Raw genomic sequence first — 24,864 nt, 5'->3', positions numbered from 1 at the left:
GACCCTCGGGCAAACCTCTGACTTAATCGCCCGGTTAACGCGACGGGCCGCCGGATCGAGTCGGCCTGCGCGGGGAGAAGGAGCCAGCTAATGCCAGCCTATGACCTGATCATCCGCAATGGAACGATCGTCGACGGAACCGGTGCGCCCCGCTTTACCGGCGACGTGGCCGTCAAGAATGGCCTCATTGCTGCCGTCGGCACCGTACGCGGCGATGCCGCCGAGGAGATCGACGCCACCGGCCGCGTCGTGGCACCGGGCTGGGTCGATGTGCACACGCACTATGACGGCCAGGCAACGTGGGACGCGGAAATGGCGCCTTCCTCGTGGCATGGCGTGACGACGGTCGTGATGGGCAACTGCGGCGTCGGCTTCGCACCCGCAGCGCCTGACCGGCACGACTGGCTGATCGGCCTGATGGAAGGCGTAGAGGACATTCCCGGCACCGCGCTTGCCGAAGGCATGACGTGGGACTGGGAGACTTTCCCCGAGTACCTCGACGCGCTGGAAAAGATGCCGCGCGCGGTCGATATCGGCACCCACGTGCCGCACGGGGCAGTACGCGCATACGTGCTGGGTGACCGCGAGAAACCGGGTGCGATCCCGACCGAGGATGACATCCGCAAGATGGCAGAGATCGTCGAGGAAGGCGTGCGTGCCGGTGCCCTTGGCTTTTCGACGAGCCGCACGGTGATCCACAAGTCGGTCGACGGCGAAGTGGTCCCCGGCACCACCGCGACGGCCGAGGAACTGATCGAGATCGGCCGGGCGATGGGCCGGGTCGGACATGGCGTGTTCGAAATGGCGTCCGACATGCGACGCGAGTGGAACGAATTCGGCTGGATGGGTGCCCTGAGCCGTGAAACGGGCCTTCCCGTCACTTATGCGGCGCTGCAGTCAATCGCCAAGGAAATGCCGCTCGAGGAACAGATCGCGGAAATGCGCCGGGAGAATGCGCAAGGGGCGAACATTGTCGCCCAGATTGCGTTGCGCGGAAATGGCGTGATCATGGCCTGGCAGGGCACGATCCATCCCTTCCGCTTCCGCCCCAGCTACGCCGCAATCGCCGATCTACCGTGGGATCAGCAACTCGCCCAACTCAAGGACCCGGCTTTCCGCGGAAAAGTCCTGTCCGAGGCGAACGAGTACCCGGAAAGCGACATCATCGGCCTGCTGATGATGATATCCGAAGGCTGGCACAACCAGTTCATCATGGACGACGGCTTCGATTACGAGCCTCAAGCCGAGGCCAGCATCCTGCACAGGGCAAGGCAGGCCGGCGTTGAGCCTGCTGCTTATGCTTACGACCGGCTGATGGAAAGCGACGGGACAGGCTTCATCTACCTGCCGATCCTCAACTACGCTGATGGAAACCTCGACTTTCTGGAGGCACTGCAAGCTTCAGAGGATACCGTGAACTCCCTGTCCGATGGCGGCGCGCATTGCGGAACGATCTGCGACGCGGCAAGCCCGACGTTCATGCTGCAGCACTGGGTGCGTGATCGCCAGCGTGGCGGCAGGATCAGCCTGGAACATGCCGTCAAGCGCCAGTGCCATGACACTGCAAGGCTTTACGGGCTTGACGATCGCGGCGTGCTTGCACCGGGATATCTGGCCGACATCAACATCATCGACTTCGACAACGTCAAGTTGCTCAAGCCCTGGCTGGCGTTCGATCTGCCTGCCGGGGGCAAGCGCCTGCTCCAGAAGGCGGAAGGGTATGACTATACCATCAAGGGCGGCAAGGTGACCTTCCGCAAGGGAGAATGGACCGGGGCGACGCCGGGCGTGCTCATCCGCGGCCCGCAGCGGGCGGATCTCCTCGAAGCAGCAGAGTGACGCAAGCAGGCCCGCTCCTTCATTCGGGAGCGGGCCTGCTGGATTTCATGCGCATTCAGGCAGCGTTGCGGAACGCTGCATTCGCAGAATGGCCGAAATTGCCTTCAAGCCTGAATTGCGAAACCAGAGAAGACAGGCGGTTGGCCTCGCCCGCCAGACTTCGAGCCGCTGCCGTGGCTTGCTCGACCATCGCTGCGTTCTGCTGGGTCATGGTGTCCATTTCCCGCACGGTCTCGCGAACCTGGCCAATGCTGCCCGCCTGATCCTGCGCCATCGCGGCGATGCTGCTGGCAAGCTGGGCGACGTGGCCGACCTGCTCCACGATCAGGGCGAATGTATCGCCGGTCTGCCCCACGAGGCTTACGCCCCGCTCCACCTGGGTCGAACTGGCCGTGATCAGGTGCTTGATATCGCGCGCTGCGTCCGCAGTCCGCTGCGCCAGCGCGCGAACCTCTGTCGCCACCACTGCGAATCCCCGGCCGGCATCTCCTGCACGGGCCGCCTCTACGCCCGCGTTCAGCGCAAGCAGGTTTGTTTGGAACGCGATGCCATCGATAACCGAGATGATCTTGCCGATTTCCTGCGCCGAATTGTGAATATCGTTCATGGCTTGGACCGCTTCGCTGACGACTTCGCCGCCCCGCATCGCCTCACCATGCGCCTGCTGCACCGAATCGTGCATGTGCGCCGCATCGCCTGCCGTGGTATTGACGGTCGAAGCCAGCGCGGTAACCGCTGCCGACGCTTCTTCCAGGCTTGCCGCCTGCTGCTCGGTACGGCGCGCCAGATCGTCGGAAGCCTGGCGGATCTGCTTGGCCCCGACGTCGACTGAGCCGGATGTATCGGCCACGTTGCGCAAGACGCCTGACACCTGAACCCGCATGCCGTCGAGATGCTTCTGCAGTTCCGCAAACGCGGTCGGCAAATCCGGCACCGGAGTGGCAAAATCACCTTCGGCCATGGCGCGCAGGGTTGCGCTCACTTCGTCGATCACCGCAACGCGCGCTGCTTCCTCGGCCTTGAAATATGTCGAAAGCGCCACCTCCATGTCCAGCAGCGCCATCTTGATCATGGAACCGACAGACTTGGCCAATTGCCGACGACGGAAGATTGCCGTGAAGCCCGCGAACATCTTGTTGACGATGTTCTCAAGCACGGAGGCATAGGCCCCGATGTACCAACCCGGCTCCAGTCCGATCCGGGCGTGCACGTTACCGATCCGCTCGGCGCTGTCGAAGTAGGTCTTGTCGACAGAACCGCCAAACATCCCGGCCCAGTGGTCGATCTGCTTGTCGCGAGCGTGGTTCATCGCGGCGCGCGAACCGAAGAAGCGAGACGTCTCCGGAGTCGCCGAGATCTGGTCGTAAAGGTTGTCCAGAGCAGGCGGGGCATGCTTGCGCAGCGCCGATGCGATCTCCGGAAAGCGCGCCAGATCATCGCTGCCGATATTGAAGAAGGCCAGCTTCTTGGCCACTGCCTGCGGATCGTAGGAACTCGACATGCTCGGTACTCCTGTATGAGACCGAACATGTCATCCGCCGCTTCAAATACGGTAATTGGTCCAAGAGTGGCGCTACTTAAGGAGCAGGAACGCCCACATTAACCTAGTTTAAGCAAACGCTGGGCGCCTTGCCCAGCCGCTTGCTGGCGGACTATCAGACGCGCATCGGCATCAGCACGTAGAGTGCCGGCGACTTCTCATCGCGGCGGATGAGCGTTGGCGCACCAGCATCGGCAAGGTGCAGTTCGACCGTGTCGCCGTCGATCTGGCTGAGGATGTCCTTGAGATAGTTGGCATTGAAGCCTATCTCGAAGCCAGTGGCAGCGTAGCTGGCCGGAAGCTCTTCGGCGGCGGTGCCATTGTCCGGGCTGGTGACCGAGAGCGTCACGCGATCGTTCTCCAGCGCCATCTTCACGGCGCGGGTCTTTTCAGTAGCGATGGTTGCCACGCGATCGACGCCTTCGAAGAACGAGCGCGGATCGAGCTTGAGCAGCTTGTCGTTGCCCGTCGGGATCACGCGGCTGTAATCCGGGAAGGTGCCATCAATCAGCTTGCTGGTGAGCACAACGCCGTTTTCGCCGCCAAGGGTGAAGCGCACCTTGCTGGCCGAAAGGTCGATCAGGACGGCGGAATCGAGCACTTCTTCCAGCAGCTTGCGCAGTTCGCCCACGCATTTGCGCGGCACGATCACGTCGGGCATGCCCTCGGCGCCTTCGGGGCGCGCGATGGTGAAGCGGGCAAGGCGGTGGCCATCGGTGGCGGCGGCCTTGAGAACGGGCTGCGCATCGTCCGAAACGTGCAGGAAGATGCCGTTGAGGTAATAGCGCGTCTCTTCGGTCGAGATCGCGAAGCGGGTGCGGTCGATCAGTTCGGCCAGCGTGCGCGCTGGAACCTCGAAGCTGGTGGGCAGGTCACCCTCGACGATCACCGGGAAATCATCGCGCGGCAGCGTCGGCAGCTGGAAGCGGCTGCGGCCCGCCTTGACGATCATGCGATTGTCGGACGTTTCGAGGCTGACCTGCGAGCCATCCTGAAGCTTGCGCGCAATATCGAACAGCAGGTGCGCCGAAACCGTGATCGCGCCCGGGCTTTCGACCGAGACGGCGGCCATGGTCTCGACGATCTGGAGATCGAGGTCGGTCGCCATGAGGCGGACCGTGCTGTCGGGCGCAGCCTCGATCAGCACGTTGGACAGGATCGGAATCGTGTTCCGGCGCTCGACCACCGACTGGACGTGGGACAGGCAGCGCAGGAGCGTCGCGCGTTCGATCGTCGCCTTCATTCTCGTCTCGATCCCCCCGGGAGCGGCCGGACGGCCCTGCCCCGTGAATATGGCTGAACCGGGGAATCACGCTCCCCGGCGTTTGGTTCGGACTATCTGTCTTAACGCAGAGGCGGGACTCGGCAAGCACCGGCCCCGCCCTTGTCCCCTAAGTTGGGGATAAAACCGCCAGAATCAGCCTGTGGCGGGGCTCAGGAGAGCATTACGACATCATCGCCATGCCGCCGTTGACATGCAGCGTCTGGCCGGTGACATAGCCCGCCTCTTTCGAGGCGAGATAGGCGACGGCGGCGCCGATGTCCGAACCTTCGCCCATCCGGCCCATCGGGATGCGCGCGTTGAGCGCGTCCTTCTGGCCATCGGGCAGGACGTCGGTCATCGCCGTGCGGATGAAACCGGGCGCAACGCAGTTCACGGTGACGCCGCGGCTTGCCAGTTCCTGACCCAGCGACTTCGACATGCCGACAAGGCCGGCCTTGGCCGCTGCATAATTGACCTGGCCGGGATTGCCCGTTGCACCGACAACGCTGGTGATGGTGACGATGCGGCCAAAGCGCGCCTTCATCATCGGCTTGGTCGCCGCGCGCATCAGGCGGAACGCGGCTTCGAGGTTGACGCGGATCACCGCATCCCATTCCTCGTCCTTCATCCGCATGGCGAGGTTGTCGCGCGTGATGCCGGCGTTGTTGACCAGGATGTCGAGCTTGCCCAGCGTGTCCATCGCCGCCGGAACGAGATGCTCGACCTGCTCGGTGTTCGACAGGTCGCAGGTAATCTCGACGTGATCGTGACCGTATGTCTCGTTCAGCTCCTCGCGGAAGGCGCGCAGCTTGGCGGGATTGGTGCCCGACAGAGCGATGCGGGCGCCCTGCCTGGCCAGCGCATGGCAGATCGATGAGCCGATGCCCCCGGCAGCGCCGGTGACGAGCGCGGTCATGCCGCTGAGGTCGAAAAGACGGTTTTCCATGGGCTCAGAGCTCCTTGAGGATGGCTTCGATGTCGGCCATGCCGATGACGCTGGTGACGGAGACGTCGGCGACAGAGCGGTTGATCATGGGTCCAAGGACCTTGCCGCCGAGTTCGACGAACTGCTCGACGCCGGCATCTTTCATCGCGATCGCGCTTTCGCGCCAACGGACACGGCCGGTGACCTGCTCGACCAGCAGGCGCTTCACTTCGGCGGGGTCGGTCACGACTGCCGCAGTGACATTGGCGAACAGCGCAACGCGCAATGCGGACGGCGGCGTCTTTTCGAACGCTTCGGCCATGGCATCGGCAGCCGGCTGCATCAGCGGGCAGTGGAATGGCGCCGAGACTGGCAGCAGCACGCCGCGCTTGATGCCGTGATCCTTGACCATCGCCACCGCGCGCTCGATCGCGGCCTTGTGACCGGAAAGCACGACCTGCGTCGGGTCGTTGTCGTTGGCGACAGTACAGACTTCGCCCTCGGCAGCAGCTTCGGCAAGAGCGGTGGCTTTCTCAATGTCGGCACCAAGCAATGCGCACATCGCGCCCTGCCCGACCGGCACCGCAGCCTGCATCGACTGGCCGCGCAGCTTCAGCAGGCGGGCCGTGTCGGCAAGGCTGAACGCGCCCGCCGCGCAAAGCGCAGTATATTCGCCAAGGCTGTGCCCGGCCACGAAATCGGCCTTCTCGGCCAGAGTGATGCCGCCTTCCTTTTCCAGCACGCGCAGCACGGCCATGGCATTTGCCATGATCGCAGGCTGCGCATTCTCGGTGAGGGTGAGGACATCCTCCGGCCCTTCCTTCATGATCTGGAAGAGCTTCTGGCCGAGCGCGTCATCAACTTCCTCGAACACTTCGCGGGCAGCAGCGCTGGCCTCGGCAAGCTCAAGGCCCATGCCGACCTTCTGGCTGCCCTGCCCCGGAAAAACGAATGATCGCATCGAAGTCTCCTAAGTCCTGCCGGTCTGCCTTGCAGCCTTTTCGTGGTGGCGCGCCCTATTGCCGCGATCTGTATCAGGCAAGCCCGAAGGGCACGATCTTGTTGTCAACGTCATGCCCGATATCCGCCGCCCCCAGATAAGCGATGCCGGTCTTCGCGCACCAATGGTGGACCATCTCTTCTACCGCCCATCCGAAAGGCCGGTCATTCTCCGGCACCTGGCTGACCCGGCCAAGGCGAAGGCCAGCGATTCCTGCAAGCGCCAGGCAATTCGTCACGTGAAAGAGCAGCCGGTCGACCGCGTAGTGGTACTCGGCCACCTCTTCCACCATCACGACATGATTGCGCAGGTCCGGCAGAAGCGGCGTGCCGCACAGCATGGCAAGCGTCATCAGGTTGAACGCGACGGCAGGTTGGCCATCGGCCAACGATGGCTCGAGCCCTGCCGGATCGCCCTGCAGCCAGGACAGCGTCCTGCGCACCGCAACCTCGCCGCCTTCGCGCCGCAGATCGACCGGCATCGGCGCATGGACGCTCTGGCCGATTCCGGCACGAAAGAGCGATGCCAGCAAGGTCCCGCCATCGGAATAGCCGAGGTATTGCTTGTCGTAAGCCGGAGCTTCCAGCAACGGCAGGGCATCCATGGCGATCCGATTGGCGCCGTACCCCCCCCGCACGAACCACACCGCGTCGAAAGCAGGGTCGTTGGCACAGGCTACGAAGGCCTCAAGGCGCACCTCGTCAGGGCCGGCAAAATGCCCTTCGCTGGCAAAACACTGATCGTGAAACACCAGATCCAGCCCCGGAAACTCGGCGTGTGCCAAGGCCATGACCCGCGCAGCGTCTTCGCGCGTGAACGGCGTGGATGGGGCGCAGATGGCGATGCGTCTGGTCACCCCCCATCCCTAGCCCGTTTCACGGCTGCGGTAAAAGCGGCAATCGAACGGTTGTCACCGGCGCTGCAGACGCATACCGCAGCAGCATGACGATCGCCTCCGATGCCTCCACCAACCTGACTGCGCGTGACTGGTTCTTCTGCGGAATTGGCGGCTCAGGGATGCTGCCTCTCGCGCTGATCCTGCGAGGCATGGGCGCGCGCGTCGCCGGATCGGACCGTAGCCGCGACCAGGGACGCACGCCTGAAAAATTCGCCTGGCTGGAAAGCCTTGGCATCGACCTGTTGGCGCAGGACGGCTCGGGCATGGTGTCGGCAAGGCAGGTACTGGTCGCCTCGGCAGCGGTCGAAGACACCGTACCCGAAGTGGTCCGCGCGAAAGAGCTGGGCTGTGAGCGGATGTCACGCGCGCAACTTCTTTCAGCGCTGTTCAATGCGGCACCGCAGAGCATCGCCGTGGGCGGGACGAGCGGCAAGTCAACCGTCACGGGCATGATTGGCTGGATCATGACCGCAGCCGAACGCGACCCGACAATCATGAATGGCGCAGTGATGAAGAACTTCGTCGCCCCGGACGCGCCGTTTGCTTCGGCGCGGGTCGGCACAGGCGGCGTCTTCGTTTCGGAAGTGGACGAGAGCGATGGCTCGATCGCACTCTATAACCCCACGATTGCAGTGCTCAACAACGTCAGTCTCGATCACAAGAGCCTGGAAGAACTGCGCGAACTGTTTGGCGCCTTCCTGGCACGCGCCGCGATATCGGTAGTCAACGCCGATGATCCCGAGAGCCTCGCCCTGCTGGATCGCGGTCGCCAGACCTTGACCTTCGGCTTTGCGGCCAGCGCGGATATCTCGGTTGAAGCTGGCTCCATCATCGAGCAGCCCACTTCCATTGCCGCCAGCATCCTCGATAGAGCCACCGGCGAGACATGGCCGATTGCGCTGCGGATTCCCGGGCGGCACAATCTTGCCAATGCCCTTGCCGCGTTGGCAGCAGCCAAGGCCGCCGGCGTGCCGCTTGGAGAAGCGGTTGGCCACCTCGCCACCTTCTCCGGCCTTGCCCGCCGTTTCGATATTGTCGGCACCTCACCTTCCGGGATTACCGTGATCGACGACTTCGGTCATAATCCCGAGAAGGTTGCGGCAACACTTGCCACGCTGAAAGCCCATCCAGGCCGGGTGATCGCGTTCTTCCAACCGCACGGATATGGCCCCTTGCGCCAGATGGGGCATGAACTGGCAGAGGTTCTTGCCACGCGCCTGTCCTCGGGCGACGTGTCGATCCTGTGCGATCCGGTCTATTTCGGCGGTACGGTCGACCGTTCGGTCGGCTCCGAGCGGATCGTCGCCCTGATCCGCGAACATGGCGGCCAGGCCGAATACATTCCCTTGCGCGACGACTGCGCGGCACGGATCACCGCCCTCGCCCGTCCGGGTGATCGGGTGGTGATCATGGGCGCGCGCGACGACACGCTTTCCAGCTTTGCCCACGAAATCCTGACGCGATTGACGTGACTTGGATATGGCGGACGCGGCTGCAGCACCACGTCCGCCCCCTCGATGCGACCCGAGGGCAAAATCAGTCGAAGCGCTTTTCCAGCAGCACGAGGTGCGGGTCACCATCAATGCCAAGAGTACGGAAGCCGCGTTCGCGTTCAAGCTCGATTGCTGCATGGTTGTCGCGGTCCTCGATCGAGATCACGCGCTTAAGCCCACGCTTGCGCGCTTCCTGCCCGAGCAGATCAAGCATCGCCCAACCGATGCCTCGGCCGCGGAAATCGCTGCGGATCGAAACGGCGATCTCGCCGGTCTCCATCGCGGCATCGCAAGCAAGCATGGCAGAAGCGACCAGCACCCCGGTTTCATGCTCGAAAGCCAGAAAGCTTTCCGTGCGCCAGTGATCGCAATGAGTCAGCGGAGCGAGCTGCTCGTGCCCCACATGCCGGCTTGCCGCCAGAAAGCGGAAGCGGCGGTCATCGTCGCTGACTGCGGCGAAGAATGCCTCAAGCGCTTGCTCATCCTCGGCGAAGGCTGCTCGCACGTCGAGCCGGGTGCCATCGCGGGTCTCATACGGGCGGACCGGAGCAAGGTCGGCGAGGGTCGTGGCGGTCATGGGATGATCTCCTTGGGTGTGCCGAAGCGTTGCGTCCGGGATTACCATCGTTCGCCGCGCCAACCTTGATTCAGCGCAACGGGGCGAGGCTTGCCGCTTGCAAACAACGCAGAGTCACTTGCGCTGCTGCGCACCTCCTGCGGGGAAACACCTAGCGCCCTGAATCCCCACCGCTTCCAGCCGTCCTTCCGCATGTGGTTAACGCAAGAGGAGGTTCGCTCATGTGGCTGGAAACTGGTTCTGACGAGTATGACGCACAGCGCCGTGCACCGCGCGTCGGAATCGAGCTTCCCGTGCGGTGCAAGCACGGGACAAAACGGTCAACGGTTATGCTTAAGGATCTCAATCCATACGGTGCGCGCATCGAGGGATTGGACAAGCTGCGGATCGATGAGCCAATCTACCTCATGCTGCCCGGACTGCAGCCCAAGCTCGCGTTCGTGGTGTGGAGCCGGGACCGCGTGTCAGGTCTCGAATTCGAACATCGGCTTCACGATGCCGTGTTCGAACGGCTCGTCAGCGAATTTGCCATTCGTCACTATCGCGAGGGTCATCCGCCCAAGCCGACGCCGGTACGTTTTGCCGCGTGATGCCCAAGGGCCAGGCCCCCAGTGGGATCAGTGCTTGCCGCGGGCCTTGCCAATGGCATGCACGACAAAGGCGACGATCGCGCCCAGCACCACGCCGACAAGGGCAGAAAGTACGGCGTAGGTAAGCCAGCCGAGCACTCCGCCCAGTGCGCCCGTTGCCTGTTCCACCCAGTGCTGCGCCTCATGCGCCAAGTGTGCCGGCCCCGGGACGCCCAGCACCTCCAGCCCATGGAGGATGATGCCGCCGCCAACCCAGAGCATGGCCGCCGTGCCGACCGTGGCCAGCACTGCCAGCAACACTGGCATCGCCCGCAGAAGAAATCCGCCGATGGCCTTGGCCGCGGACGAGGTCCGCTTCACAAGATGCAGTCCGATATCGTCCATCTTCACGATGAAGCCGACGGTGCCATAGACCGCGATGGTGATGACCACGCCGACGAGTGCCAGGATCAGCGCCTGCTGTACGATGCCCTGATCGGCCACTTCGGCCAGGGCGATCGCCATGATCTCGGCCGACAGGATCAGGTCGGTCCGCACTGCACCGGAAACGCGCTCGTTCTCGAATGATGCGGCGTCGGCGGGCTGATCCTCAAGGGTTTCGCCATGCTTCTCGCCACCCAGCTTCTCCAGGAGCTTCTCGGCACCCTCAAAGCAGAGGAACAGACCCCCGGCCATCAGCAAGGGCGTGATCGCCCACGGCAGGAACGCGCTCAAGAGCAATGCTGCGGGCAGCAGGATCACCAGCTTGTTGAACAGGCTGCCCTTGGCAATCCGCGCGATGACCGGCAGTTCACGATCCGGGGTGAACTCGGTCACGTACGAAGGCGTGACGGCTGCGTCGTCGATCACCACCCCCGCAGCCTTCGTGCCAGCCTTTGCGGCAGCCGCGCTCACATCGTCAAGCGAGGCAGCAGCGGCACGGGCGATGACGGACACGTCGTCAAGCAGGGCGACAAGGCCGGTAGGCATTCTGGTTGGGATCCTTGCAGAGGCGGAAATTCGAAAGTTCGATGTGCGGGAACGACGAGACGAGTGCAAGGGTCCCGTTCAGCGCAATTTTGTCAGGTTCTCTCGCGCGAGCCGGGCACAGCGACCTGGATAAAGCGTGGCTTGCCTGTCGGCTCGGTAGTAGCGCCAGCGGCTTGTAGCGTAGACGGCGGCACCCGATGACGCGTGCACAGGCCGCCAGCACCATCGCTCGTCAAGGGCTGTTCGAATTCGACGCCGATCACCGCCTCCTCGGAACGCACCACCATCGAGACGACCAGTTGCCCCCCGCCCAGGTCGACGACAAGGCTGGTCCCCACAGGCACGCCCAGCAACCCGTCGATCCGTGCGCCGGTCCGTGAAAGGTCGCGCATGACGGCCTCGTAGCGGTGGTCCTCGTGGATCACCGTCACACGGCGGAATACCGACCTTCTCTCCGGACGGTGCCGCCTGGGACCGTTGGGTTCAAGCTTCAGATCGCCGCTCTCGAGCCTGCTCTCCACTTCGGCCAGGGGCATAGCGCGGGCAAAGAGATGCCCCTGCACAAGCCTCGCCCCGCGCTTCTTCACCACGTCGAGCTGATCGAACGCCTCGACGCCTTCAACCGTCGTCTCCATGCCCAGCGCCTCGGCCAGACCGATGATCGCCGAGATGATCTTGGCGCTGTTGTTGTCCTTGGCCGCGCAGGTCTCGACAAAGCTGCGGTCGATCTTGAGCTTGTCGAACGGAGCCGAACGCAGATAGCTGAGCGAGGAGTACCCCGTGCCGAAATCGTCCAGCGCCAGACGCACGCCCAGGCCTTGCAGTGAAGCGAAAACTTCGTCGACAGCTTCACTGTCCCGCATGAACACGGTCTCGGTCAGTTCGAGCTCCAGCCGTTCCGGATCGATCCCGCTTGTCGCCACTGCAGATGCCACTGCATTGACGAAGCCGGATACGGCAAATTGCACGGCCGAGACATTGACGGACACGCGCACGTTGTCAGGCCATTTCGCAGCATCGGAGCAGGCCTGCCGCAAGGCCCATTCGCCCAGGGGAACGATCAGGTTGCTCTCTTCGGCGATCGGAATGAACACCGAGGGCGCGATCGCTCCCCGCTCGGGGTGATTCCAGCGCATCAGCGCCTCGAATCCCACCACGTAGTTGTCGGCAATCCGGACGACAGGCTGGTAATGCAATTCCAGTTCACCGCGCCCCAGTGCTTCGCGCAGATCTTCGGTAAGGATCGTGCGCTCCTGCGCCTCGTCCTTGAGCTCGGCCGAAAAGAAGCGGAATTGCCCGCGACCGCCGTTCTTGGCGGCATAGAGGGCAAGGTCGGCCGATGCCACCAGCGTTTCGCGGTCATCGCCATCGTAGGGAGCCACGGCAACGCCAACCGAAGTGCCGATGACCGCTCGCTTGCCATCAATGGCATAGGGCTGCGAAATCATCTGGATCAGCTTGGAGGCGATCTCGCCCAGGCGGCCACGATCTTCGATATCCGGGAGGATGACCTGGAACTCGTCGCCACCCAGGCGGCCGATATCGCCACGATCCCCGACGACCTTGCGCAAGCGATCGGCCACCTGGCGCAGCAGTTCGTCCCCGGCGGGATGCCCCATCGTATCGTTGACGTGCTTGAACTTGTCGAGATCGAGCATCAGCAGGCTGCAACACCGACCGGAGGCGCGGTAGGCCGCCAGAATGGCATCCAGCCTGCGCGTCATGCGATGCCGATTGAAGAGGCCTGTCAGCGAGTCGAACTCGGCGGCGCGTTCATCCTCTCGCTGTCGCGCATATTCCTGCGTCACGTCACGGGCAAAGCCCACGTAACCGGTGAACGTGCCCTCCGGCGTGTACATTGGCTGTCCCGACAAGGACCACCAGCGCTGGTCATCCCGGCGGACGGCAAAGCGCACGATGACATCGGATATCCGGCTGTGGGCAGAAAACTGGAAGGCCAGCGAACGCGACGGCTGGCCGGCAGCCGCGCTGCTGTCGGTTTCGACCACGCTCGTGAACGGGCGCCCGATATAAGACTGGGCGTGGTCGAGAATCGTCTGCGTGATATAACGCAACCGGCCCTCGCCGTCCGTGGCCCAGAGCCAGCCGAGACCGCCCTCTTCGAACCCGTCGAGAACCGCAAGCCGGACCGCTGAATCGACGTGATCGGACGCTGGCGAGCTGACAGGGGTCTTCGCCGAAGAGCTGTCTGCACTTGCAGAAGTCCCCTGCCTTCCCAGCCCCCTGAATATGCCTCTGACCATCAGACAGTTTCGTTCAAGCAAAAGTTGCAGGATTTTCAGCGTGTCAGACTAGACGGTGGTGGTTACTTTCACCCTAACGCCCGCCGTCAGTCCAAGATATCACGGATGGGAATGCCTATCTCGCTTAGACGGGCGTGAGCCGCTAAAGCGCGACAATGTCCTCGCCCGCGAAACGCCTGCACCATCTCGATGCCGCCCGCGCCTTGCTGCTGCTGCTGGGCCTGCCGTTTCACGTTGCCACCAAGGCAATCTTCGAGAGCACGCCGCCCGCAGTGGACTTTCAGCAGTCGCTGCTGATCGGTGGTTGGGCGTCTCTCACCCATGTGTTCCGCATGTTCGCGTTCTTCATGCTGGCCGGGTACTTTGCCGGCATGATCCGCGAGCGGAAAGGCACAAAGGCGTGGCTGGCGGAGCGGACCCGGCGGCTTGGCCTGCCATTCGCGGCGAGCCTTCTCACTCTCGGCGCTCTGCAGTTCCACCTGCAGGACCTGCTGCTGCACAAGTCATCGCCGACGTTTCTCGGCCTGCCCCTGGCGCTCGATCATCTGTGGTTTCTGGTCGTGCTGCTGGGCTTCTGCGTCACATACACCGCCGTACCGATGCAGCGCTTGCGGCCCGGCTCCGGCGTCCAGCGCGCCATGCTGCTCGAAGGCCCCGGAGGGCTGATACTACTGGCTTCCCTCGCGCTGTGGGGCCTGTTGCGTTACGCACTCGAACAGGTCCCGCCCATCCCGAACGCACCGAGCGAAACCCTGCTGTGGCAGCAATACGTGTTCCACGCGGCGGGTTTCGCGCTTGGCGTGCTGGCATGGCACGGCCAGCTTGGCGAGAGGATCTTTGCGCTGCGCAGCCGCTGGATCATCCCCGGCATCGTGGTTCTGCTGGTGCCATACGTCCCGCTCGATCCGCTTATCCGACCCGCGCTCTGCAAGGAAATCTACCCCAATCTCGCAGGGACGCTGACCCTGCGCGCGCTCGAACTGCCGCTGGCTTATCTCATGTCGCTGGCTCTGTTCCGCCTGCTGGCCTGGGCGGTGAGAGGGCCGAGCAAGGTCGTCACCTTCTTCGTCGACGGTGCGCTGGCGATCTATCTCTTCCACCTTGTCTGGGCGATGATCGTCCTGCCGCAGGCACGGGCGTTGCCCATGCCCGCCGAAGCGCAATGGCTGGTCAGCGCAGCCGCCGTCCTGCTGCTGGCGGTGTTGAGCTACCTCGCCGTCCGCACCACCAACCTGACCTCGATCCTGTTCTGTGGCGCGCCATTGAAGCAAGCCGCCTCTGCTGCCGCGCCGCTTTCACCCGCGCGCTCCTGACGAGCATCGCAGGCACGCTTTACCTTTGCGTGCGGCCTCGCTCCATCACCGCACGGCGGCGAGCCTCGACTTCGCCCGCCTCAACCTTCCCATTCATCGCACGGGAGACCTGGCCTTCAAGCGCCAGTGCCTCACCGAGGGGCAAGGCATAGCCGTCGTCGATCAGGGCCTTGTAAGCCATGGTCATACGCGGCTCGATGCTCGCCATGTCCTGCGCCAGCGCAATGCAGGTTGCGAGAAGGTCTGCCGCCGGAACCACCCGGTTGACCAGCCCCCATGCGCAGGCCTGCTCGGCCCCGATGAAGTTGCCCGTCAGCGAAAGCTCCTTGGCTCGCGATATGCCGATCATGCGCGAAAGCTTCTGCGACAGGCCCCACCCCGGCATGATGCCAATGCGCGCATGGGTATCGGCAAAGCGCGCGTTCTCGCTGGCAATCAGCACGTCACATGCCAGCGCCAGTTCGAAGCCGCCGGTGATGGCCACGCCGTTGATCGCGCCGATCACCGGCTTGCGGCAGTGCTCCACCGCCTTGACCGGATTGCGCTCGGCTTCCCCGGCGTTGGCATCGCCCAGCTTTGAAGTGTCGGACCCCAGCTCCTTGAGATCGAGCCCGGCAGTGAATGCACGCTCCCCCGCTCCCGTCAGCACGACCGCGCGGATGCTATCGTCGGCATCGATATCCCGCATCACCTGCGCCAGTGCAGCGCGCAGAGCCGAAGACAATGCATTCATCGCTTCCGGGCGGTTGATCGTGACCACGGCCACGCCATCGTGGCGTTCGACTTTGACGAGCATCCTGCATCTCCTTTAAGGGGTCGATTAAAGGCATGTCGTGGGCCCTTGGCAAGCCACTGCAACCCAAGTTCAGGCTTGCTTTCCACGCCAGAATCGCTATGCGCCGCCCCTTCGCGGGATGTCCCGTGAAACCGAAGAAAGCCGGAGGGGCCCCGCAATCCCGCGGACAAGCCAGCGATCGGTTAGTTAGATAAGGAAGCACAAAGCATGCCGCTTTACGAGCATGTCTTTCTCGCGCGCCAGGATCTGAGCCAGGCTCAGGTCGATACGCTCGCAGCCGCCGCCACCGAAATCGTCGAGAGCAACAACGGCAAGGTCACCAAGACCGAGACCTGGGGTCTCCGTTCGCTGGCATACAAGATCCAGAAGAACCGCAAGGCGCACTTCGTCCTGCTGAACATCGAAGCTTCGGGCGACGTGATCGCCGAGCTCGAGCGTCAGACGCAGATCAACGAAGACGTGATCCGCTACATGACCGTCCGCGTTGACGAACATGAAGCCGGCCCGTCGGTCATGATGCGCAAGAACGATCGCGAGCGCAGCCGTCGCCGCGAACGCGAAGGGGAATAAGACATGGCTCGTCCGTTTTTCCGTCGCCGCAAGAGCTGCCCGTTCTCGGGCAAGAACGCGCCGAAGATCGACTACAAGGACGTGCGCCTGCTGCAGGGCTTCATGTCCGAGCGTGGCAAGATCGTTCCGTCGCGCATCACCGCCGTTTCGGCGAAGAAGCAGCGTGAGCTGAGCCAGGCGATCAAGCGCGCCCGGCACATCGGCCTCCTGCCCTACATCGTGAAGTAAGGAGCGCCCAACATGCAGATCATCCTGCTCGAGCGCATCGAGAAGCTGGGTTCGATCGGTGACGAAGTCACCGTGAAGGACGGCTACGCCCGCAATTTCCTTCTTCCCAACAAGAAGGCACTGCGCGCCAACGAAGCCAACCGCAAGGTCTTCGAAGCCAACCGCGCCCGCATCGAAGCCGAAAACGCCGCCCGCCGCGAAGATGCCCAGAATGAATCGGGCAACGTCGAAGGCAAGGAAGTCGTGCTCATCCGCGCTGCTTCGAACGCTGGCCAGCTTTACGGCTCGGTCTCGGTTCGCGACATCGCCGACGCTCTGGTCGAACAGGGCGCCAAGGTCAGCAAGGCCATGATCGTGCTCGAACGCCCGATCAAGACCCTCGGCGTCTACGACGTCAAGGTCTCGCTGCACCCGGAAGTCTCGGTGAACGTCAAGGTCAACGTCGCGCGTTCGCCCGACGAAGCCGAACTGCAGTCGAAGGGCGTCAACGTCATCGACGCAATGTTCGACAACGAGAGCGGCGGCTTCACCGAAGCCTACGATCCGAACGCAGAACCGGGCGAAATCCCGGCCGAACTGCTGGAAGGCGGCGAGGAAGCGACCGAAGCCTGAGGCTTCATCGCTTTTGCAACAGAATTGGGGGCGTCCTTCGGGGCGCCCCTTTTTCTATGGCCTCACTTCACGGGTTCAAGCCGCAGGAAGCGCGCGGCGTTGTTGTAGAGAATGTCGCGCTTCTGCTCAGGGCTGAGATAGTCCGCGTTCTGGATCAGCCCGATCGAGTAGGCCATCAGTCCCGGCCAGGCGAGCTGGTCCGTGCCGTACATCACGCGATCGCCAAACCCTGCGTCAACCAGCCGCTCGATATAGCGGTTCACATCCTTGCGGGGATAGCTCCAGATCAGGCCGGCGATATCGACATAGACATGGCTGTTGGCCTGCAGCAGCGTCAGCATGTTGTCGATCATCGGATAGCCTGCGTGCATTACCTGCACCCGTAGCTTCGGATGTCGCGCCAGCAGCTCTTCCAGCAACAGCGGGTTACCCATCGATCCGCGATACGTCGGCATGGCAATGTTGGCCCGGCCCGAACCGCCCGTCCCCATGTGGATCGCCACCGGAATGTCCAGCTTCTCGGCCAGCGCGAAATATTGATCGACGCGCATGTCCGAAGGCGAGATCCCTTCATACTGCAGGCCGATCTCGCCCATGACCTTGAAGCCGTCCTTGGTGAAGGCAACTTCCAACATCTTGAGCTGCTTGGCCGCATCGCTGCCTTCAACCCGGCCGAACGCTGTGCCCGGAATGACGCGCGACGGTGCCGCCGCCTGCCACTTCTTGACCGCCTCGACATCGCCGAACACCACGCCGCGCACGTTCAGCCGCTCCATCTCGGCCAGCACGGCCTTCATGTATTCGCCCTTCGGCGCCGGATAGAGCTTGGGCGAGCACTCCTCGCTGGACCAGCCGAACGGTGCTTCCGGCCCGTTTTTCGGATCGGAGGCTTCGAAGCGGGCCTGGTTCGGGCACACGGGCGTCGCCCATGGCGCGTCGGCCATGGCGTGCATATGAACGTCGATGATCGGTGCCACGGCAGCAGTAGTGTTCTGGGCCGAGGCAGAGCCCGCTCCCATCAGCGCGATTATCGCAAGCGAACTCAGTCCAAGGCGCATCTTCGTGGCTCTCCCAGTGATGTATGACAGCGTTATCAGTTGAACCCGGTCAACGCGCAAGAGCTGTTTGGGTTGGCCGTCCAGGAAGCATGGCGGTGTCTTTGCAGGGACACGCAGCCGCGCTAGACAAGTGGGGATGGAAACAACTGAAACGATCGTCGCCGAGCTTTCCCGCGTCTACGACAAGGCCGTCGCCACCCTCCGGGCCGATATAGCAAATTACGCCAACCACGGCACCCCGCCCCCTGCCGAGCGGCGGACCGACGGCAGCTACTGCTACCCGGAACTGCACGTCCGCCTCAACGCGGAACCCAGCCACGAATCGACCGGCCGCGCATTCGGGCGCCTCACCCAGCGCGGTCACTATTCCTGCACGGTCACGCGGCCCGCACTGTTCGATGATTACCTGAAAGAGCAGATCGACCTGATCCGCGAAGGCTTCGAGGTCGAAATCGCGGTTCGTCCCTCGCGACAGGAAATTCCCTTCCCCTATGTGCTCGACGGTGCCTACGGTGCCCAGATCGGCCGCATAAACCCGCAGGAACTGGCGCAGCACTTCCCCGCCACAGAGCTCGCCCACATCGGTGACGAAATCGCGGATGCCGATTATGCCGTCGGCGATGGCCCGATGCCGCTATCGCTGTTCGACGGCTTGCGCACCGATTTCAGCCTTGCCCGCCTGGCACATTACACCGGCACGCAGATCGACGATTTCCAGCGCTACATCCTGTTCACCAACTATCACCGCTATGTCGACGAGTTCGTCGATTGGGCCGCGCAGCAGATCGATGGCGAGAAGTTCGTTGCCCTCACCGGCGCGGGTGGCCTCTCGCTCGATGCGCGCACCGAGAATGCCCGCGCGCGCCTGTCCGACACGGCATGGCGCCGTCATCAGATGCCCGCCTATCACCTTGTCGCCCCAGACAAATCGGGCATCACGCTGGTCAATATCGGTGTCGGCCCATCGAACGCGAAGACGATCTGCGATCACCTCGCCGTCCTGCGCCCCGAGGCCTGGCTGATGATCGGTCACTGCGGCGGCTTGAGGCCAACCCAGAAGATCGGTGATTACGTGCTCGCCCACGCCTATCTGCGCGACGATCACGTGCTGGATCCGGTCCTTCCGCCCGAGATTCCCATCCCCGCCATCGCCGAAGTCCAGGTGGCCTTGCAGAAGGCCGCGGAGCTTGTCTCGGGCGAAGGCGGAACCGACCTCAAGAAGCGCATGCGCACTGGCACGATCGTTACCACCGACGATCGCAACTGGGAGCTGCGCTACACCCATTCCGCCCGGCGCCTGTCGCTCAGCCGCGCAGTCGGCATCGATATGGAAAGCGCCACCATCGCCGCCCAAGGCTACCGCTTCCGCGTGCCCTACGGCACCCTGCTGTGCGTGTCCGACAAGCCTCTCCACGGCGAGATCAAGCTGCCGGGCCAGGCCAACCGCTTCTACGAGGAAGCCATCGCCGCCCACCTCGCCATCGGCACGACCGCGTGCGACCTGCTGCGGCAGGAAGGCCCCCGTCTCCACAGCCGCAAGCTGCGCGCGTTTAACGAACCGCCGTTCCGATAAGGACACAAAAAGAAAGGCAATCCGGAGCAACTAGCCTTGCTCGCGGATTGCCGAGGTTGCGTCCCATCGCTCCGGGGTGGCCGGAGCCTGGTCCTGATTACTTGAAAACTTCGGCGCCCAGCGTGTCCATCGCGCTGCGGAACATGTCGACCGAGTTCGAGAAGACCTCGAAGTCGATACCCTTCCCGGTGACCATGTCCCAGGTCATCATCACCGCATCATCCTTGCCCAGCGAGACCGAGGCAAAGCGGGTATTGCGATTGAAGCGCACGGCGTCTTCGGCGGTGAACTTCTTCTCCGGTGTGAAGTTGGCGACGAACTGCAGCGACTGGCACCCATCATGGGTCTTTTCGTTGCATTCGTAGAACAGAAGCGCCGCTTGCCAGCCACCGATCTCGGTGTTGATCAACGGATCGCCATTGCCATCCTTGGCAAGTTCGGCGGTATATCCGAGGTTCTTCAGCGCTTCAGCCACACCTTCCGGCTTTACCGCGCTGACAGTGGCAGTTGCCGCCTGAGCTGCCGAAGGGGCAAGAACGCTGACGGCAGCGGCGGCCAGCAGGCTCTTCCAGATCATTCGCATCCTCAATCCCGAAAAGGGCTCTTGCCGGCCCGTTCGTTTATGGACGCGAAGCTGCCATCATTGCGCGCCCTCGGCAAGAGGGCTCGAAAACCCTTTTTCAGTCCATCAGGAACGCGGCGAGCTCCTCGCCCATTTCCGGCCTTGTCACACAGCTCATATGTGTGCCGGGGATCCAGGTAAGCGTGCCATCCGGCAGTGCCGCTGCCAACCGCTCGGCCGAGCCGTTGTCGCTGTCCTGATCGCCGCACAGCACCTGGCACGGCATCGTGATCGCCGAAAGCTCGGCAGGATCCGTGTCTGCCATCGTGCCCAGCAACATCCGCGCGGCCAGCCGGTCAACGCCCATGGTCTTGAGGAACTGCTGCGAGAAGTACGCCGGATCATCGCGCTTGATCGTGCCGAAGCGGTCGATCACGTCGAGGAAGAAGTCCTGCCGCCGCGCCCAGCCGGCCAGCCCTTCCAGTCCCATGCCGGAAAGCACCAGCCTGCGCGGTTTCATGCCGCCGATCACCGCGCGCGCCGCAGTCCGCGAGCCGAGCGAGAAGCCGACGAGATCGAAGTCCGTCAGGCCAAGATGCGCTACCAGCGCCTCGAGATCGCGCACCAGCACGTCTTGCGGATAGGCGGCTGGGTCATGTGGCGCCGCACTGCGGCCATGCACGCGCAGGTCCGGCATCAGGCATTCGAAGCCAGCCTCAGCCAGCTTCGCCGCCGTCCCGAACTTGATCCAGTTGACCTCAGCCGAGGAAAACAGGCCATGCAGAAGCACCACCGGCCTCCCCGCGCCCAGGCGATGCAGCGCCAGCTGCGCGCCGCCAAAGCCGGGGAAGAACGCGGTGGTTGCTTCCGTCATCAGGCGATCAGCCCTTCTTCAGGTGGCGGCGACCGAGCAGCTCTGCGATCTGCACCGCGTTCAGCGCGGCGCCCTTGCGCAGGTTGTCCGAAACGCACCAGATGTTCAGACCGTTGTCGATGGTCGAGTCTTCGCGAACGCGCGAAACGAACGTGGCGAAATCGCCGACGCATTCGACCGGCGTCACGTATCCGCCGTTCTCGCGCTTGTCGATCAGCATCACGCCCGGCGCTTCGCGCAGGATGTTCTGCGCTTCCTCGGCAGAGATTTCGTTCTCGAACTCGATGTTGAGCGATTCCGAGTGGCCGATGAACACCGGCACGCGCACGCAGGTAGCCGTGACCTTGACCTTGGGGTCGAGGATCTTCTTGGTCTCGGCGACCATCTTCCACTCTTCCTTGGTCGAACCATCGTCAAGGAAGACGTCGATGTGCGGGATCACGTTGAAGGCGATCTGCTTGGTGAACTTCTTCGGCTCCACCGGGTCGCCGACGAAGATCGCACGGCTCTGCTCGAACAGCTCGTCCATGCCTTCCTTGCCGGCGCCAGACACCGACTGATAGGTCGAGACGACGACGCGCTTGATCTTGGCGGCATCATGCAGCGGCTTCAACGCCACGACCATCTGCGCGGTCGAGCAGTTCGGGTTCGCGATGATGTTCTTGGCGGTGTAGCCGTCAATCGCGTCCGGGTTCACCTCGGGCACGATCAGCGGCACGTCCGGGTCCATGCGATAGAGCGACGAGTTGTCGATCACCACGCAGCCCGCAGCCGCGGCGCGAGGCGCATGAATCTGGGTCGGACCGGAACCTGCAGCGAACAAGGCAATGTCCCAGCCGGTGAAATCGAAGTTGTCGACGTTCTGGACTTTCAGCATCCTGCCCGTCTCGCCGAATTCGATCTCGGTGCCCTGCGAGCGCGACGATGCCAGTGCCGCGATCTCGTCGCAGGGAAACTCGCGCTCGGCCAGAATGTTGAGCATCTCACGGCCCACATTCCCCGTCGCACCGACCACTACAACCCGGTAACCCATTTCCATTCCCTTCCTGCGGCCCGCCCTTCAACAGCGGACGGGCCGTTCCCTAGCGGCTGGTTCCGACCAGCCAAGTGTTTTGGGCTTTAGGCCCATGAAGTGAGGCTACTTGCCACTCCCTGCGCCATTACGGTCAAGGAAGCGGAAAATCGTCTCGTACAAGTGCTGGCTCACCTTCGGCCCGCTGATGCGGTGGGTGTAGCCGGGATAGAGCATCATCTCGAACGGCACCGCCTCGGCCTGCATCTTGGCGATGATCGCCGACGCGTTCTCGAACACCACGTTGTCGTCGGCCATGCCATGGATGACGAGCAGCGGATCGCTTATCTTGCCGGTGTCAGCCAGCGCGTTCGACTTCTCGTAGACTTGCGGCAGCTTGTTCGGATCGCCCAGATAGCGCTCGGTATAGGTCGTGTCGTACATCTGCCACTTGGTCACTGGCGCCACGGCGATGCCCGCCGCGTACGCGCCCGGATTTGCCTCAAGCATCTTGATCGACATGTAGCCGCCATAGGACCAGCCGAACGTGCTGATCTTGTCGGCATCGACGAAGCTCTGCTTCTTCAGCCAGTTCGCGCCTGCCAACTGATCCTCGACCTCGACTGTGCCCATCGCGTGGTGCAGCGCCGAAGCGAACTTCACGCCGCGGTTTTCCGAGCCGCGATTGTCGATCGCGAAGTAGATGTAGCCCTTGTCGACAATCGCTTGCGCCAGCGCGCCCTGGAAGCCCTTGCTGACCACCTGCGCGGTCGGTCCGCCGTAGTGATAGGTGAACACGGGGTACTTCTTGCCGGGCTCCAGCGGCGGCGTGATCATCATGTAGTGCAGCGGCGTGCCATCAGCGGCCGGAATAGTGCCGAACTGCGCCGGGCGATGGCTGGCAAGGTACGGCGCATAAGGGTGCGTGCCTGCGACCTTGTTCTCCTCGATCCACGCCAAGCGCTTGCCGGTCGTGTCGGCAATATAGGACTGCGCCGGCTGTGCGTCGGACGATCGCGTGATCATCAGCGTCTGCCCGCTCTTGTCCATGCTTGCGCCGTTGACCCAGCCCAGCTCGGTCAGCCGCGTCAGCTTGCCCGGCGCCTTGAGGTCCATTGCATAGACCTGTTGCGCCAGAACGTCGTCCTTGGTGCCGGTGAGGTAGAGCTTGCCGCTCTTCTCGTCCACGCCGACAAGCCCGGTGACGACCCACTCGCCCTTGGTCAGCTGGCTCCACTTGCCCTTGTTGAAGCGGTAGAGATGCCCGAAGCCGTCGCGCTGCGACCACCAGACGAGGCTGCCGTCCGAAAGGAATCGATAGCTGTCCGACAGGTCGATCCAGTGCTTGTCCGCCGCCTTCTCGCTGAACAGCACGCTCGACTTGCCGGTCATGGGATCGACCTTGAGCATGTCGAGTACGGTCTGCTCGCGGTTCATGCGCTGGACGTAGAGCGTCTTGCCATCGGGTGCCCAATCGACCCGGGCGAGATAGATGTCCTTTTTCGCGCCAAGATCCACCTGAACGCGGTTCGAACCGTCCGGCCCCATCACATAGAGCGACACTTCGGCATTCGGCGTGCCCGCCGCCGGATAGCGCTGGTCGAAGGTCTTGGTGCCTTCCGCGCCAATCGCCGCGCGCGTCACCACGCCGACCATGCTCTCGTCAAAGCGCTCGACCGCGATACGGCTTTCATCCGGCGACCACCAGAAGCCGTTGAAGCGGTTCATTTCTTCCTGGGCGACGAACTCAGCCTCGCCCCAATGGACGTCGGCGTTCGCTTCTTCGGGCGTGATCGCCTGCGCCGCCGCCCCGGTCACCGGCCCTGCCCACAGGCGACGGTCGCGCACGAAAGCGATCTGCTCGCCCTTCGGCCCAAGCTTCGGCGTCAGCTCACCACCCTTGGTGCCTTCAACCTTGCGTACCGACCCATCGAGCCCTGCCAGCAGCAGATCGCCGTCCACCGGTACCAGCACCGACTTTCCGTCCGCGCTCCACTCGTACGAAACGATACCCTTGAGATCGCCGATGCGCTGGCGTTCGCGCTGCATCTTCTCGGCCTCGCTCAACTGGCGGCCGGAGGACAGCTTGAGCGAATCCACCAGCATCTTCCACTCGCCGGTCTGGCGATCGAAGCCCCACAGGTCATAGCGCTCGCGGTCGTCGGCGCGGTTGCGCAGCAGCGTCAGGTAGCGGCCATCGGGCGAGAGCTTCACCGCACGCGGCGCCGGGCCATTGAGGCTCGGGCTGGCAAACACGCGCTCGAACGTGAGATTCTTCGCTTCAGCAGGCGCGGCAGTGGTCATCGGTGATCCCTGTTGGGCAAGCGCAGGCGCGGCGACGAGGGGAAAGAGCGCGCAGGCGGCGAGCAGGCGGAAATGACGCATGGGTTTTCGGTATCCTCTGGCCCGGCACCATGTCCGGGGCATGTTTGCGATGCGCCTAGGTGGCCCGAAATGGTTGCGTATGAAAGCAGAAAAGGCGCCCTGGCCTTGAGCCAGGACGCCTTTCTCAACACGTTACCCGTGCTTTGGCGTTGCTCAGGCCTTGGTGACCTTACGCTCAGCAATACGCGCCGATTTGCCGGTGCGGCCGCGAAGATAGTAGAGCTTCGCACGACGCACGACACCACGGCGCACCACGGTAATCGAATCGATGTTGGGCGAGTAGAGCGGGAACACGCGCTCCACGCCTTCGCCGAACGAGATCTTGCGCACGGTGAAGTTCGAGCCGAGGCCACGGTTCGAGCGCGCGATGCACACGCCTTCATAGGCCTGGACGCGGGTACGCTCGCCTTCGACGACGCGCACGCCGACGCGGACGGTATCGCCAGCGCGGAAGTCCGGAATTTCCTTCTTCGCCTTGAATTCGGCGATGGCTTCAGCTTCAAGCTGCTGAATCAGGTTCAT

The 24,864-nt window shown here is 63.3% G+C and carries 23 protein-coding genes; 8 read left to right on the top strand and 15 right to left on the bottom strand.

Features of this window, described 5'->3' with window-relative positions; all coding sequences use genetic code 11:
• Positions 1 to 90 precede the first annotated feature (90 nt).
• Positions 91 to 1,839: a D-aminoacylase gene (locus HGI46_RS08275; protein WP_168903774.1), complete on the top strand. Its 1,749-nt coding sequence runs from the start codon at positions 91 to 93 to the stop codon at positions 1,837 to 1,839.
• Positions 1,840 to 1,894: 55 nt separating this feature from the next.
• On the opposite strand, the gene HGI46_RS08270 is transcribed toward HGI46_RS08275, so the two are convergent.
• From HGI46_RS08270 to HGI46_RS08250, 5 genes are all read right to left on the bottom strand, one after another.
• Positions 1,895 to 3,340 (bottom strand): globin-coupled sensor protein, encoded by a 1,446-nt coding sequence (locus tag HGI46_RS08270; RefSeq protein ID WP_168903773.1) that lies wholly within the window; start codon positions 3,338 to 3,340, stop codon positions 1,895 to 1,897.
• 154 nt (positions 3,341 to 3,494) lie between these two features.
• Positions 3,495 to 4,622 (bottom strand): DNA polymerase III subunit beta, encoded by a 1,128-nt coding sequence (gene dnaN / locus HGI46_RS08265; protein WP_118073503.1) that lies wholly within the window; start codon positions 4,620 to 4,622, stop codon positions 3,495 to 3,497.
• Positions 4,623 to 4,824: 202 nt separating this feature from the next.
• The gene (gene fabG, locus HGI46_RS08260) at positions 4,825 to 5,589 is read right to left on the bottom strand and encodes a 3-oxoacyl-[acyl-carrier-protein] reductase (RefSeq protein ID WP_168903772.1); all 765 of its coding nucleotides are present in this window, start codon (positions 5,587 to 5,589) and stop codon (positions 4,825 to 4,827) included.
• A gap of 4 nt (positions 5,590 to 5,593) precedes the next feature.
• The gene (gene fabD, locus HGI46_RS08255; RefSeq protein ID WP_168903771.1) at positions 5,594 to 6,529 is read right to left on the bottom strand and encodes an ACP S-malonyltransferase; all 936 of its coding nucleotides are present in this window, start codon (positions 6,527 to 6,529) and stop codon (positions 5,594 to 5,596) included.
• Between the two features lie 73 nt (positions 6,530 to 6,602).
• Complete coding sequence (locus HGI46_RS08250) at positions 6,603 to 7,424, bottom strand: LD-carboxypeptidase (protein WP_168903770.1); 822 nt, start codon at positions 7,422 to 7,424, stop codon at positions 6,603 to 6,605.
• Between the two features lie 86 nt (positions 7,425 to 7,510).
• On the opposite strand from HGI46_RS08250, the gene HGI46_RS08245 reads away from it, so the two are divergent.
• Positions 7,511 to 8,938, top strand: coding sequence for a Mur ligase family protein (locus HGI46_RS08245; protein WP_168903769.1), 1,428 nt, complete (start codon positions 7,511 to 7,513; stop codon positions 8,936 to 8,938).
• A gap of 64 nt (positions 8,939 to 9,002) precedes the next feature.
• Here the strand turns inward: HGI46_RS08245 and HGI46_RS08240 are convergent, their stop codons facing one another.
• The gene (locus HGI46_RS08240; protein ID WP_168903768.1) at positions 9,003 to 9,536 is read right to left on the bottom strand and encodes a GNAT family N-acetyltransferase; all 534 of its coding nucleotides are present in this window, start codon (positions 9,534 to 9,536) and stop codon (positions 9,003 to 9,005) included.
• Positions 9,537 to 9,865: 329 nt separating this feature from the next.
• Between HGI46_RS08240 and HGI46_RS08235 the strand changes: the two genes are divergently transcribed.
• Positions 9,866 to 10,126 (top strand): hypothetical protein, encoded by a 261-nt coding sequence (locus HGI46_RS08235; protein WP_168903854.1) that lies wholly within the window; start codon positions 9,866 to 9,868, stop codon positions 10,124 to 10,126.
• A 27-nt stretch (positions 10,127 to 10,153) separates the two neighbouring features.
• Here HGI46_RS08235 and HGI46_RS08230 read toward each other — a convergent pair whose 3' ends face one another.
• Both HGI46_RS08230 and HGI46_RS08225 read right to left on the bottom strand, forming a co-directional pair.
• On the bottom strand, positions 10,154 to 11,095 hold the full coding sequence (locus tag HGI46_RS08230) for a DUF808 domain-containing protein (protein WP_168903767.1): 942 nt from the start codon (positions 11,093 to 11,095) through the stop codon (positions 10,154 to 10,156).
• Between the two features lie 92 nt (positions 11,096 to 11,187).
• Positions 11,188 to 13,359 (bottom strand): EAL domain-containing protein, encoded by a 2,172-nt coding sequence (locus tag HGI46_RS08225; RefSeq protein WP_240946639.1) that lies wholly within the window; start codon positions 13,357 to 13,359, stop codon positions 11,188 to 11,190.
• A 155-nt stretch (positions 13,360 to 13,514) separates the two neighbouring features.
• Here HGI46_RS08225 and HGI46_RS08220 point away from each other — a divergent pair, with 155 nt between their 5' ends.
• Positions 13,515 to 14,672, top strand: coding sequence for an acyltransferase family protein (locus HGI46_RS08220; protein ID WP_168903766.1), 1,158 nt, complete (start codon positions 13,515 to 13,517; stop codon positions 14,670 to 14,672).
• A 19-nt stretch (positions 14,673 to 14,691) separates the two neighbouring features.
• Here HGI46_RS08220 and HGI46_RS08215 read toward each other — a convergent pair whose 3' ends face one another.
• Positions 14,692 to 15,468, bottom strand: coding sequence for an enoyl-CoA hydratase (locus tag HGI46_RS08215; protein WP_168903765.1), 777 nt, complete (start codon positions 15,466 to 15,468; stop codon positions 14,692 to 14,694).
• A gap of 207 nt (positions 15,469 to 15,675) precedes the next feature.
• Between HGI46_RS08215 and rpsF the strand changes: the two genes are divergently transcribed.
• From rpsF to rplI, 3 genes are read left to right on the top strand one after another with little or no spacing between them, the layout of a single operon-like run.
• Positions 15,676 to 16,038 (top strand): 30S ribosomal protein S6, encoded by a 363-nt coding sequence (gene rpsF, locus HGI46_RS08210; protein ID WP_039334770.1) that lies wholly within the window; start codon positions 15,676 to 15,678, stop codon positions 16,036 to 16,038.
• Positions 16,039 to 16,041: 3 nt separating this feature from the next.
• On the top strand, positions 16,042 to 16,266 hold the full coding sequence (gene rpsR / locus HGI46_RS08205) for a 30S ribosomal protein S18 (protein ID WP_011445073.1): 225 nt from the start codon (positions 16,042 to 16,044) through the stop codon (positions 16,264 to 16,266).
• 12 nt (positions 16,267 to 16,278) lie between these two features.
• A complete protein-coding gene (rplI, locus tag HGI46_RS08200) occupies positions 16,279 to 16,878 on the top strand; it encodes a 50S ribosomal protein L9 (RefSeq protein WP_118073496.1) in 600 nt (199 codons plus the stop codon).
• A gap of 62 nt (positions 16,879 to 16,940) precedes the next feature.
• Here the strand turns inward: rplI and HGI46_RS08195 are convergent, their stop codons facing one another.
• Positions 16,941 to 17,897 (bottom strand): amidohydrolase family protein, encoded by a 957-nt coding sequence (locus HGI46_RS08195; RefSeq protein WP_205525164.1) that lies wholly within the window; start codon positions 17,895 to 17,897, stop codon positions 16,941 to 16,943.
• A 169-nt stretch (positions 17,898 to 18,066) separates the two neighbouring features.
• On the opposite strand from HGI46_RS08195, the gene HGI46_RS08190 reads away from it, so the two are divergent.
• Positions 18,067 to 19,509 (top strand): AMP nucleosidase, encoded by a 1,443-nt coding sequence (locus HGI46_RS08190; RefSeq protein WP_346766693.1) that lies wholly within the window; start codon positions 18,067 to 18,069, stop codon positions 19,507 to 19,509.
• 97 nt (positions 19,510 to 19,606) lie between these two features.
• On the opposite strand, the gene HGI46_RS08185 is transcribed toward HGI46_RS08190, so the two are convergent.
• The 5 genes from HGI46_RS08185 to rplS all read right to left on the bottom strand — a co-directional run bounded on the left by HGI46_RS08185 (position 19,607) and on the right by rplS (position 24,864).
• A complete protein-coding gene (locus HGI46_RS08185) occupies positions 19,607 to 20,086 on the bottom strand; it encodes a YbjN domain-containing protein (protein ID WP_240344539.1) in 480 nt (159 codons plus the stop codon).
• A 103-nt stretch (positions 20,087 to 20,189) separates the two neighbouring features.
• Positions 20,190 to 20,945, bottom strand: a complete 756-nt coding sequence (locus tag HGI46_RS08180; protein ID WP_168903763.1) for an alpha/beta fold hydrolase — start codon at positions 20,943 to 20,945, stop codon at positions 20,190 to 20,192.
• A 7-nt stretch (positions 20,946 to 20,952) separates the two neighbouring features.
• Complete coding sequence (locus HGI46_RS08175) at positions 20,953 to 21,978, bottom strand: aspartate-semialdehyde dehydrogenase (protein ID WP_168903762.1); 1,026 nt, start codon at positions 21,976 to 21,978, stop codon at positions 20,953 to 20,955.
• 105 nt (positions 21,979 to 22,083) lie between these two features.
• On the bottom strand, positions 22,084 to 24,342 hold the full coding sequence (locus tag HGI46_RS08170) for a S9 family peptidase (protein WP_168903761.1): 2,259 nt from the start codon (positions 24,340 to 24,342) through the stop codon (positions 22,084 to 22,086).
• Between the two features lie 153 nt (positions 24,343 to 24,495).
• Positions 24,496 to 24,864: a 50S ribosomal protein L19 gene (rplS, locus tag HGI46_RS08165; protein ID WP_011445066.1), complete on the bottom strand. Its 369-nt coding sequence runs from the start codon at positions 24,862 to 24,864 to the stop codon at positions 24,496 to 24,498.

This window comes from Novosphingobium sp. ERW19 (assembly GCF_012641315.1).
In the GTDB taxonomy this organism is placed as follows: Bacteria; Pseudomonadota; Alphaproteobacteria; order Sphingomonadales; family Sphingomonadaceae; genus Novosphingobium.
The sequence above is the reverse complement of the archived record's forward strand: the minus strand, read 5'-3'. Positions and strand labels throughout refer to the sequence as shown.